The sequence below is a fragment of the Heterorhizobium halophytocola genome (genome assembly GCF_017873095.1).
In the GTDB taxonomy this organism is placed as follows: domain Bacteria; phylum Pseudomonadota; class Alphaproteobacteria; order Rhizobiales; family Rhizobiaceae; genus Allorhizobium; species Allorhizobium halophytocola.
In genome coordinates, this window is the sequence record NZ_JAGGJU010000001.1 from 460,940 (window position 1) to 472,952 (window position 12,013).

A 12,013-nucleotide genomic window follows, 5' to 3' on the forward strand; every position below is an offset into this window, starting at 1 on the left:
TGCCGGACATCTCCCCCTCAAGGGGGGAGATTTGCAAGGCGCCTGCCCCCGCCTTCTCTTCGGCGTTGGAATGAGCCCAGAGCGTTCCTCCTGCGATCTCCCCCCTTGAGGGGGAGATGCCGGCAGGCAGAGGGGGGGTGCTGAAACGCCTTCGCGCCTCAAATCCCCCTGATCGCCGGATAGACCTTCCGGTAGCGCTGGTAGGCCGCCTCATAGGCATCCTTCAGTGCCGCGACCGGCTCCACGGTTGCGGCGGTCTCGGGCGTCGAGCAGACAGCCACCGGATCGGCGCCTGTTGCCGCGATCAGGCCGAGGCGGGCCGCACCGAAGGCGGCGCCGAAATCGCCGTCGGCGGGGATATCGACGGGAATGCCGAGCGCGGTTGCGATCGAGGCCAGCCAGTAGCGCGAGCGCGAACCGCCGCCGATCGCCGTGACGCGGTCGATCGCGGTTCCGGCCGATTTCAGCGCTTCGAGATTGTCGCGGATGGCAAAGGTCACGCCCTCCATCACCGCCTGGGTCAGCACTACGCGGCTCGATTCGTGTCCGAGCCCGATAAAGGCGCCGCGGATCTGCGCGTCGTTATGCGGTGTGCGCTCGCCGGACAGATAGGGCAGGAAGGTGACAGAACCAGGCGCCTTCAGATCGTCGCCGAGTTCTCCGGCGAGATCGCCGGCCGACATGGCCGTGACACCAGCATGCCAATTAAGCGCGTCGGTCGCCGACAGGATCACGCCCATCTGGTGCCAGGTGGCAGGCAGCGCGTGGCAGAAGGCATGCACGGCGCTCTCGGGCTTCGGCAGATAGAAGCCATTGGCGGCAAACAGCACGCCCGAGGTGCCGAGCGAGACGAAGGCCTGGCCTTCGGCGACCGTGCCCATGCCGCAAGCGGACGCGGCATTGTCGCCGGCTCCGCCGGCAATCACAACGTCCTCGCCCATGCCCCATTCGGCGGCAAGTTCCGCGCGCAGTTTGCCGGCCACGTCGGTGCCTTCCACCAGCCCCGGCATCTGATCTTCGCTGAGGTGCGTCGCATCCAGCAGATCCTTCGACCACTGGCGCTTGCCGGTGTCGAGCCAGGAGGTTCCGGCCGAATCCGACATTTCCGACAGATGCTCGCCCGACAGCCAGAGCCGCAGATAGTCCTTCGGCAGCAGCACCTTGGCCACTTTCGCGAACGCTTGCGGCTCGTTGCGCTCGACCCAGACGAGTTTCGGCGCGGTGAAGCCGGGAAAGACGATATTGCCGGTGATTGCCCGGAAGCGCGGGTCGGCGTCAAGCTCTGCCGCTTCCTTCCACGAGCGCGTATCGTTCCACAGAATGCAGGGGCGGATCACCTTGTCGTCGGCATCGACCAGCGTCGCGCCATGCATGTGGCCGGAAAGCCCGATCCCCTTGACCGCCGCCAGTTCCTTGCCGAACGTGTCCTTCAGGCTGGCCACCGCTTCCCGCGTCGCCCGCACCCAGTGGGCCGGGTCCTGCTCGGACCAGCCGGAATGCGGGCGGCTGACGTCAAGGCTCGCATGGCCGACGCCGACGACCCTCTGGTCGCCGTCGATCAGCATCGCCTTTACGCCGGATGTGCCGAGATCCAAACCGAGATACATTCGCTAACTCCTCATGCTTTGCATGCCCTCAGGGCAGATTGTCTCTTAAGAATATGTCGAGCCGGATGCGCTCCTGTGACGCGATGATCGGCTGGCCGTCCACCTTGGCACGCAGCACCCGCACGGCGCTGCGCACCTCGTGGCCGGGGTCCTGATGCAGCACGACATCGATCAGGCCGCTTTCCAGGGCTTTCGTCGTCACCGGCGACAGCTCGTGCGCGATGGTAAAGATATGTCTTTCGGCATCATGACCGCCCAGCGCATCGATGAGCCCGCGATTGCCGGCCCCCAGGCTGTAGACCGCGCAGATACCGGGCGTTTCGGCAAGCGCCTGGCCCAGCGCCCGCTCGACGATCTCGGCCGTATCCAGGCCCTCGATCACCGGCAGCAGGTCCAGGGCCGGATATTCCGCCTCCAGCACGCTTGCGAACCCCTCCAGCCGGTCGCGATGGTCGCGCACACTGAGCGACCCCATGACCACCTGCACCGGCCCGCCGCGCTCGCCGGCAAAGCGTCCGATCAGGCTCGCCGCAGTGCGGCCGGCGGCAATGTTGTCGATTCCGGCATAATGGTCCCTGGTGGAGTGGGCGAGATCCGACACCAGCGTCACGACCTTGAGGCCCATGGCCTTCAACCGGGCGACGGCAGCGGCGACCGAGGGTGCGTCGACCGCCACCAGCGCCACGCCACAAACCGCTTCCGGATCGATGGCATCGAGCGCCGTCGCCAGGGCGCGCGCATCGAAGGGCGGCACGTCGACGATCTCTACCGTCACGCGCTCGCCGCCGCCCCGCTCGGCGACATCGTCGACCGCCCGGCGAAGCGCGCCGAAAAACGGATTGTCGCTGCGCGGCAGCACGAAGACCAGCGGGTAGTGATGGCCCTTGGCAAGGTTGGCGGCCGCCGTATCCCGGACATAGCCGAGCCGGATTACCGCCTCTTCCACCTTGTCGCGCGTCACCGCCCTCACTCCCGGACGCCGGTTCAACACCCGGTCGACGGTGGCAAGGCTGACCCCCGCATGAGCGGCAATGTCGTGCACGGTGGGCTTCATGTCTCCTCCGGCAGACAGCACTAGAGGAGAAATTGAGGTACGTAAATCAAAAACTGCCCCCGACGCTCGGGACGGTTCTTCACGCATGCAAAAACGGCCGCCGCATTGTCGCGGCGGCCGGCAGGCGGTGGATTCTTGTGTGGGGGACGGCGCGGTCAGTGACCGCCGCCGCCCGGACCCTTCTGGGGCGCCGGCTTTTCGATGAAGGTGACGCCGAGCACCATGATCAGGAACAGGCCGGTCAGCAGCAGGAAAATGTCGGAGAAGGACATCACCATGGCCTGGCGGGTGACGATGCCGACCATCTGCTTGATCGCGACGCTGGCACCGTCCATGCCGAGCGCATCGAACTTGCTCGTCAGGCTGCTGACCATGTCCTGTGCCTCGGGCTTGCCCCAGTGAACGCCTTCGCGCAGGCGCTGGTAATGGACGTCCTGGCGGTTGGTAAGCACCGTGTTGATGATCGCCAGACCGACGGCGCCGCCGAGGTTACGGGTCAGGTTGAACAGGCCGGACGCGCCGCGGATCTTGGCAGGCGACAGCGTGCCGAGCGCGATATTGTTGATCGGCACCATGCACATCATCAGGCCGAAGCCGCGCAGGATCTGCGGGATGAACAGTTCCCAGAAATCCCAGTCGGCGGTGATGCCGGTCATCAGCCAGGTGCCGGCGGCAAAGCTGACGAAACCGATCGCCATCATCAGCCGCAGATCGAGCACCGAGGAAAGTCGTCCGGCAAGCGGCGCGGTGAAGAACATCGCAAGCCCCGAGACGAACATGGTCTCGCCGATCATCAGCGCGTCATAGCCGCGGATGGCGCTCAGATAGACCGGATAGATATAGGTCAGGCCATAGAGGCCGATACCCATGACGAAGGAGAACATCGAGCCGAAGGTGAAATTGCGGTTGGTGAAGGCCGTCAGGTCGACCACCGGGAATTCCACGGTAAAGGCGCGGTAGAAGAACACGACGCAGCCGATCGCCGATGCGATCGCGCCGATGACGATCATGTCGTCGTTGAACCAGTCGTTCGCATTACCCTCTTCCAGCACATATTCCAGCGCGCCGAGAAAGACGGCCATGGCCGCCAGCCCCCACCAGTCGAACCGGCGGAACAGCTTCAGTTCCGGCTTGTCGAAGTCGATGAAATTGTAGGTGACGATGGTGACGATGATGCCGGGCACGATGTTGACCAGGAACAGCCAGTGCCAGGAAAACGCGTTGGACAGATAGCCGCCGACGGTTGGTCCGATGGTGGGCGCAAGCGTCGCGATCAGGCCGATGATCGGCGAGACGATGTTGCGCTTGGAGGGCGGGAAGATGGTGAAGGCGGCTGCGAACACCGATGGGATCATGCCGCCGCCGATAAAGCCCTGGATCGCCCGGTAGACGATCATCTGGTCGATATTGGTCGCGGTCGCCGCCAGCGCGCTGGCGGCGGTGAAGCCGGCTGCGGAAAAGGCAAAGAGGTAGCGGGTGGAGACGATCCGCGCCAGCGTACCCGACAGCGGAATCATGATCACCTCGGCGATCAGATAGGCCGTCTGCACCCAGGCGATCTCGTCAGAGCCGGCCGACAGGCCGGCCTGGATTTCCGACAGCGAGGCGGAGACGATCTGGATGTCGAGGATCGACATGAACATGCCGAGCACCATCGCGAAGAAGGCGATGAGCTTGCGCGGATCCATATGCTCCTCGGCAGGCGCCATGGCGGCGGCGCCCGCAGTCGGATTTGCTGTACCAGCCATGGCTGACCTCTTTCGCCCCGATCAGTTCTTCGGAGCCGTGCGCGTGTCGACGTCGACGACGACGCTCAGGCCGGCGCGCAGGCGCCCACTGTCGAGAGCCTCCTTCGGCAGGGCGATGCGTACGGGGACACGCTGGATGATCTTGGTGAAGTTGCCGGTCGCGTTTTCCGGCGGCAGCAGCGAGAACACCGAACCGGATGCCGGCGAGATCGACTCCACCGTGCCTTCGATCGGATGGTCCTCATAGGCGTCTGCCACGACCTTCACCTTCGACCCGGGTACCAAGCCCTCGATCTGGGTTTCCTTGAAATTGGCCGCGACATAGAGGTCCTCGGTCGGCACCAGCGCCATCAGGCGCTGACCGCTGGAGACCAGGTCGCCGATCTGCACCGAGCGATTGCCGACGACACCGTCATAGGGCGCCTTCAGCACGGTGAAGCTCAGATCGCGTTCGGCCTTCTGCAGCGACAGCTCGGCGGAGCGGATGGAGGCTTCCGCTTCGGCGCGCTGGGCCTTCAGCACGGCGATCTGCGCATCGGCAGAGGCGATCGTCGCATCCGCGGCCGAGACATTGGCCTTCGCCTGGGCAAGCGTCGATTTCGCGCTGTCGAGTTCGGAGGTCGCCGCGATCTTCTGTTTCTGCAGATTGGTGACGCGGGTCAGCGACAGGTCGGCAAGGTCGCGGCTCGCGACCGATGCTTCCTTCTGTGCCCGGGCCTGGTCCAGCGAGGCTTCGCCGCCCTTGATCTGGGCGTCGATGCGGTCGATCGTCAAATGCGCGCTCTTCAGCGACGCCTGCGCCTGCTCGACCGCGATCTTGTAGTCGCCATCGTCGAGGGTCGCCAGAACATCGCCCTTGCTGACATGCTGGTTCTCGACCACGGCGACCGTCGCGACGTAGCCAGACACCTTCGGCGAGATGTTGGCGATGTCGCCCTGGATGTAGGCATCGTCGGTCGAGATCTGGAACCGGTAATCGGTAAACCAGTTGTAGCCGTACCAGCCGGCGCCGCCCAGTGCTGCCAGCACGATGACCGGAAGGATCAGTCGGCTGCGCTTCTTCTTCGCCGGCGCTGTGGGCGCGGCCTCGGGGGCTGCTGCCTGCACGACGGGGGCCTGCGGTGCTTCTGCGTCTTCCCGTGCGGTTTCGGCCGGCTTCTGGACGTCAGCCTGGGCCTCGTCTTCATTGTCAACCGGGCGGATCGCCGTATTTCTCTGTGTTCCTGCCATGAAACTAGCCTATACTCTAAAAGGAGCAATATCGAACTGAACCGTTCGGTTCGATTGACATAGAGGGTTTTTTGTCCCATATCAAGTGCAATCGAACCAGCCGGTTCGATTATAGGTGGGACGCGGTTAATTTTTGTTACGAGAGTCCAATGACTGAAAAATTGAAAGACAAGACGGAGGAGTGTGCGGCTGTTGCCAATGTTCGCTTCGCCGCGGGTGAAGATCCCGCAAAACGCGAACAGATCCTCGATGGTGCACAGCGTGTCTTCCTGCGCGAAGGCTTCGACGCCGCCAGCATGAACGACGTCACCCGCGAGGCCGGCGTCTCCAAGGGCACGATCTATGTCTACTTCTCCAACAAGGAAGATCTGTTTGCAGCCCTGATCGAACGGCAGAAGGGTCGCTTCACCACGGTACTGCGCGATGTTCTGCACGACAGCAAGACCGTTGAAGAGGGCCTGACCCGCTTCGCGCATGCCTTCGTGCATCAGATCGTCGGCACCGACATGATTCTCGCCATGCGCACGGTGCTCGGCGTGATCGACCGCATGCCGGGCGTCTGTCGCGGCTTCCTGACCTCCTCGCCGATCAATGCGCGGACCGTCCTGATCGACTTCATCAAGCTGCATGTCGAGGAAGGCAACCTCTCCGTCGACGATCCCGACATGGCTGCACGGCAGTTCATCGACATCTCGACGGCGACCTATTTCAAGATGAAGCTGTTCAACGAATTGCCCAAGGCGCCGACGCAGAAAGAGACCAATTATGTGGTCGAATGCGCGGTCAAGGTCTTCATGAAGGCCTACGGCAAGGAACACGCCTGACCCGTCTGCCCGAGCGGTGACCGCTTTCGGCACATGGACATGCGTCAAGATCAACGATCCGGAGCATAGGAAGCGGATCGGAAAGGTCGCCACGCAGCTAAGGCATTTGCACGCAAACGGGTAACGCCTGCCGACGGCACTTGCAGTGCCGCGCCCGACCATCCATCTCTACCGGTGAGCTCCAATCGCCGGAAGGATGTATATGTCGGATATTTTGCCCCTGCTTCAGGACCCAGCCGCCTGGATCGCGCTAGTTACGCTGATCGTCATGGAGGTGGTTCTCGGCATCGACAATCTCGTCTTCATCTCGATCCTGACCAACAAACTGCCGCCGGACCAGCGTGTTCCGGCCCGCCGCATCGGCATCGGCCTGGCGCTGGTCATGCGTCTTGCGCTGCTCGGCACGATCGCCTGGATCGTCAAGCTGACCAATCCGCTGTTCGACCTGTTCGGCCACGGCTATTCGATCAAGGACCTGATCCTGATCGCCGGCGGTCTCTTCCTTGTCTGGAAGGCGACCAAGGAAATCCATCACAGCGTCGACCCGGAAGATCACGACGGCGACTTCATCGCCTCGTCGGCAACCTCGACGCTGGCGGCCGCGATCGGCCAGATCCTCGTCCTCGACCTGGTGTTCTCCGTCGACAGCATCATCACCGCCGTCGGCATGACCCCGCATCTGCCGATCATGGTCGTCGCCGTCATCGTCGCCGTCATGGTCATGCTGATTGCCGCGACACCGCTTGCCAATTTCATCGAGAAGAACCCGACCATCGTCATGCTGGCGCTGGGTTTCCTGTTGATGATCGGTACGACGCTGATCGCCGAGGGCATGGGCTTTCATGTTCCCAAGGGCTACATCTACGCCGCCATGGCGTTTTCCGCCCTGGTCGAGATCCTCAACATGTTCGCCCGCAATGCCAGACGCAAGAACAAGACCAAGGCCCCGCCGGACACGGTGCACTGAGGGCACACCCTTTGCTGAACACGAAGAGCCCGCCGCGACAGTCGTCCGGCGGGCTCTCTCATCTCCGGTAAACTAATAGCGCCTCAGGCGGCCGCCAGTTCCTTGTCGATCGCCGACGTCAGCCGCACATCATCGGCCGTGACATCCGGCGCGAAGCGTGCCTTGATCTCACCGTCGCGACCAATCAGGAACTTCTCGAAGTTCCACAGGATCTCGGTGTCGTCGGCGACCTCCATGCCCTTGCTGCGCAGCAGCGCCTTCATCGGTCCGTCGCCGGTGGTGGGCACACCCGACGCCGTCAGCGCTTGATAAAGCGGATGCTTGTCCTCGCCCTTGACCGAGATCTTCGAAAAGATCGGGAATTTCACGTCATAGGTCAGCTGGCAGAATTCGAGGATCTCGGCGTCGGTGCCGGGTTCCTGGCCTTTGAAATTATTGGCCGGGAAGGCCGCAATCACCAGGCCGTCGTCCTGCTTTTCCTCAAAGAGGGCTTCCAACCCCTCGTATTGCTTGGTCAGGCCGCATTTGGAGGCAACGTTGACGACAAGCACGACCTTGCCCTTGAAGGCACCAAGCGTCGTCTCCTGCCCGTCGGCGCGCTTGACGGGTACGGTCATTGGGTCAGTCATGAAAATCTCCTAGGAATCTGGGCTCGATCATCGGCAATGCGGGCGAGACTAGTCCGAATTGGCGGCCTGTCCAGATCACCTTTGGCCATTGCGGTTCGCCTGCGGCACACTGGGGCCCAAACACCAGAAAAGCCTGCATTGGCGGACGCAGGCTTTTCAGGGCGGGGGGGGCTTGAGGTTGGAGGTCACCGGTGCGGACCGGCGTTCCGATGGCTAAACGAGCGTCCAACCAACTGGTTCCAAAAAAAATTGAAAAAAATCGACGGCGTTGCGCAAGCACCCTCGGATACCTTGCAAAACCGAGTATGTCTTGACGCGCCCATGTGAATATGGCCTAAGGCCCGTCTATCGGAAAACTGCGTGACTGCAGGGCCTGCAGCATCGGATTTCCCTCCGCACTTCGTATTTAGTCGCATCGTGTGATCCCGGGACATCCCGGCGGTCACGGCCACGTCAAAACGGGCAGTTTCAATGAGCACTTCCGGCGTCCGCGTCCGCATCGCACCCTCCCCCACCGGCGAACCGCATGTCGGCACCGCCTATATCGCGCTGTTCAACTATCTCTTTGCCAGGAAGCACGGTGGCGAATTCATCCTGCGCATCGAGGATACCGATGCCAGCCGCTCGACGCTGGAATTCGAGCAGAAGGTGCTGGACGCGCTGAAATGGTGCGGGCTCGATTGGTCGGAAGGCCCGGATGTCGGCGGCCCCTACGGTCCCTATCGCCAGTCCGACCGCAAGGATCTTTACCAGCCTTACGCGCAGGACCTGCTCGACAAGGGCCATGCCTTCCGCTGCTTCTGCACGCCGGAACGCCTGGACCAGATGCGCGAGGCGCAGCGCGCCGCCGGCAAGGCACCGAAATATGACGGCCTCTGCCTGCATCTGAAGGCCGAGGAAGTGACCGCCAAGATGGAAGCGGGCGAGGCTTCCGTCGTGCGGATGAAGATCCCGACCGAAGGCTCCTGCGATTTCGTCGACGGCGTCTATGGCGAGGTGTCCATCCCGTGGGACAGTGTCGACATGCAGGTGCTGATCAAGGGCGACGGCATGCCGACCTATCACATGGCGAACGTCATCGACGACCATGCGATGAAGATCACCCATGTCGCGCGCGGCGAGGAATGGCTGGCCTCGGTGCCGAAGCACATCCTGCTCTATCGTTATTTCGGCTGGGACGAGCCGACCTTCATGCATCTGTCGCTGATGCGCAATGCCGACAAGTCGAAGCTGTCGAAGCGCAAGAACCCGACCTCGATCTCCTATTACTCCGCCCTCGGCTACCTGCCGGAAGCGCTGATGAACTTCCTCGGCCTGTTCTTCATGCAGATCGGCGAAGGCGAGGAACTGCTTTCCATGGACGAACTGGCGGCCCAGTTCGATCCGGAGAACCTCTCCAAGGCCGGCGCCATCTTCGACATCCAGAAGCTCGACTGGCTGAACGGACGCTGGTTGCGCGAAAAGCTCTCGGAAGAAGAGTTCATTTCCCGCACGCTCCATTGGGCCATGGAAAACGAGCGCCTGAAGGCGGGACTGAAGCTGTCGCAGTCGCGCATTTCCAAGCTCGGCGAGATCCCCAACCTTGCCGGCTTCCTGCTGCAGTCCGACATCGAGCCGAAGCCGGAAGCCTTTGCCGCGCTGAAGAAGACCAGCCCGGAAGAAACGCTGGAAATCCTGCAGGCCGTGCAGCCGGCACTGGAAAAATTGGTCGAGTGGAACATCGAGACGATCGAGCAGTGCCTGCGCGAACTCTCCGAGACCATGGACAAGAAGCTGCGCATCGTCGTCGCCCCGCTCTTCGTCGCCATGTCCGGCACCTCGCGCTCGCTGCCGCTGTTCGACAGCATGGACATCCTCGGCCGCTCGGTCGTGCGCCAGCGCCTGAAGACCGCCGAAAAGGTGGTGGCCGGCATGGTGAGTGCTGCAAACTGAAAATCGATTGCCGCGGCTGACTGCGGCGCCTGAAATGCCCCCTCTGCCCTGCCGGGTATCTCCCCCTCAAGGGGGGAAGATCAGCAAGAGGCACCGATACCGCCCCCAGTGACGTTTTGAACGCTGGGCATTCGACTTCGAAGGCATGGCGAGAAAAGTGCTCCATCCGACCTTCCCCCTTGAAGGGGAGATATCCGGCAGGACAAAAGGGGGTGATCACAAACGAACACAGCCCGTCAAAGGCGAGACCGATATGACCGACAGCAAGACCGAAACCGCCCTCTCCTCCGATCCGACCGAGGTTCGCCGCCAGAAGCTCGCCCAGCTGCGCGAGAAGATAGGCGAGGTCTATCCGGCCCATTTCCACCGCACGATCACCAATGCGGAGCTTGCCGAGAAATACAAGGATCTCGCCGACGACACGGAGACGCAGGACGTCGTTACGGTTGCCGGTCGCGTCTTCTCTGCCCGCAATTCCGGCATGTTCATCGACCTGCGCGATGCATCGGGCAAGATCCAGGTGTTTTCCCACAAGGACACCACGCCGGAAGAGGCCCGCGACTTGCTGCCGATGATCGATCTCGGCGACATCATCGGTGTCACCGGTCTCGTGCGCCGCACCAAGCGTGGCGAGCTGACGGTCAATGCACAGCAGATCACCATGCTGACCAAGACCCTTCTGCCCATGCCGGAAAAGTGGAACGGCATCGCGGATGTCGAGATCCGCTATCGCAAGCGCCACCTCGACATTCTCAGCAACGAGGAATCCAAGCTGCGCTTCCAGCAGCGTTCGCAGATCGTCTCGGGCGTGCGTCGCTTCATGGAAGACGACGGCTTCATGGAAGTCGAGACGCCCATGCTGCATTCGGTCTATGGCGGCGCCTCGGCCGACCCGTTCAAGACCCACCACAACACGCTGAAGCAGGACATGTATCTGCGCATCGCTCCGGAACTGTTCCTGAAGCGCACGCTGGTCTCGGGCCTGACCGACAAGGTGTTCGAGGTCAACCGCAACTTCCGCAACGAGGGCGTGTCGACCCGGCACAATCCCGAGTTCACCATGATGGAATGCTACTGGGCCTATGCCGACTACGAGGACATCATGGATCTCGTCGAACGGCTGTTCGAGAGCCTGGCGATGAAGATCCACGGTTCGGCCGAATTTACCTATGGCGAGCACCAGATCTCCTTCAAGGGCCCGTTCAAGCGGGTGCCCATGCCCGACGCCGTCAAGGAAGCAACCGGCATCGACTTCCTCGCCATGAAGACCGACGAGGAAGCGCGCGCCGCCGCCAAGGCTGCCGGCTTCGAGGTCGAGAAGGACTGGACCTGGGGTGAGTGCCTCGCCTTCATCTTCGAGGAAAAGGTCGAGGGCACGCTGATCCAGCCGAGCCACGTCACGCATTTCCCCAAGGACATCTCGCCCTTTGCCAAGGAAGTGCCGGGCGAACCGCGCCTCGTCGAGCGCTTCGAGACCTATTGCAATGCCTGGGAACTGGGCAACGCCTTCTCCGAGCTCAACGATCCGGAAGAACAGCGCCGCCGCATGGTCGAACAGCTCGAGCAGGCCCATGCCCGCGGTGAGACTGAAAAGCAGCTCGACGACGAGTTCCTCGACGCCATCGACCAGGGCATGCCGCCGGCCGGTGGCCTCGGCATCGGCGTCGACCGGCTGATCATGCTTTTGACCAATGCACCGTCGATCCGCGACGTCATTCTCTTCCCGGCCCGTCGCGCCCGGGACTGACGTCCGGACGATCCACGGACATCGAAAAAGGGCTCCCCCGCCTGCGAGGGAGCCCTTATTCATTCGAAGGTCTGGACCACGTCATAAAGTCCGGGATGGACTTCGCCTTAGCGCGTATTGCCGTCGATCATGCCGGCGGCATCCAGCCTTTGAAACACGGCCTACGCCGCCGACAGGCTTTCGGTCTGGGCATAATTGACAACGCGCGTTCCATCCAGGCTGCGGTGCAGGCTGGCAGACAGCCAGCCCGGCGTCTTTCGCGCCACGCCAACGGC

At 62.6% G+C, this 12,013-nt stretch carries 9 protein-coding genes; 4 read left to right on the forward strand and 5 right to left on the reverse strand.

Going from position 1 to position 12,013, the window contains the following annotated elements:
• Nucleotides 1-158: 158 nt before the first annotated feature.
• From xylB to J2Z17_RS02215, 4 genes are all read right to left on the reverse strand, one after another.
• Nucleotides 159-1,607, reverse strand: coding sequence for a xylulokinase (gene xylB / locus J2Z17_RS02200; RefSeq protein ID WP_209941796.1), 1,449 nt, complete (start codon nucleotides 1,605-1,607; stop codon nucleotides 159-161).
• 28 nt (nucleotides 1,608-1,635) lie between these two features.
• A complete protein-coding gene (locus J2Z17_RS02205) occupies nucleotides 1,636-2,661 on the reverse strand; it encodes a LacI family DNA-binding transcriptional regulator (RefSeq protein WP_209941798.1) in 1,026 nt (341 codons plus the stop codon).
• 155 nt (nucleotides 2,662-2,816) lie between these two features.
• Nucleotides 2,817-4,409 carry a DHA2 family efflux MFS transporter permease subunit gene (locus tag J2Z17_RS02210; RefSeq protein WP_209941800.1) on the reverse strand — a complete coding sequence of 531 codons (1,593 nt, stop codon included), beginning with the start codon at nucleotides 4,407-4,409 and terminating at the stop codon, nucleotides 2,817-2,819.
• 21 nt (nucleotides 4,410-4,430) lie between these two features.
• Entirely contained in the window at nucleotides 4,431-5,639 is a 1,209-nt protein-coding gene (locus J2Z17_RS02215; protein ID WP_209941802.1) for an HlyD family secretion protein, read from the reverse strand.
• Between the two features lie 149 nt (nucleotides 5,640-5,788).
• Between J2Z17_RS02215 and J2Z17_RS02220 the strand changes: the two genes are divergently transcribed.
• Nucleotides 5,789-6,463 carry a TetR/AcrR family transcriptional regulator gene (locus J2Z17_RS02220; RefSeq protein WP_209941804.1) on the forward strand — a complete coding sequence of 225 codons (675 nt, stop codon included), beginning with the start codon at nucleotides 5,789-5,791 and terminating at the stop codon, nucleotides 6,461-6,463.
• Between the two features lie 202 nt (nucleotides 6,464-6,665).
• Nucleotides 6,666-7,430, forward strand: a complete 765-nt coding sequence (locus tag J2Z17_RS02225; RefSeq protein ID WP_209941806.1) for a TerC family protein — start codon at nucleotides 6,666-6,668, stop codon at nucleotides 7,428-7,430.
• A gap of 83 nt (nucleotides 7,431-7,513) precedes the next feature.
• Here J2Z17_RS02225 and J2Z17_RS02230 read toward each other — a convergent pair whose 3' ends face one another.
• Entirely contained in the window at nucleotides 7,514-8,059 is a 546-nt protein-coding gene (locus tag J2Z17_RS02230) for a glutathione peroxidase (protein ID WP_209941808.1), read from the reverse strand.
• Nucleotides 8,060-8,530: 471 nt separating this feature from the next.
• On the opposite strand from J2Z17_RS02230, the gene gltX reads away from it, so the two are divergent.
• Together gltX and lysS are read left to right on the forward strand one after the other, a co-directional pair.
• On the forward strand, nucleotides 8,531-9,991 hold the full coding sequence (gene gltX / locus J2Z17_RS02235) for a glutamate--tRNA ligase (protein WP_209941810.1): 1,461 nt from the start codon (nucleotides 8,531-8,533) through the stop codon (nucleotides 9,989-9,991).
• 253 nt (nucleotides 9,992-10,244) lie between these two features.
• Nucleotides 10,245-11,738 (forward strand): lysine--tRNA ligase, encoded by a 1,494-nt coding sequence (gene lysS, locus J2Z17_RS02240; RefSeq protein ID WP_209941812.1) that lies wholly within the window; start codon nucleotides 10,245-10,247, stop codon nucleotides 11,736-11,738.
• The last annotated feature ends 275 nt before the right edge of the window (nucleotides 11,739-12,013 follow it).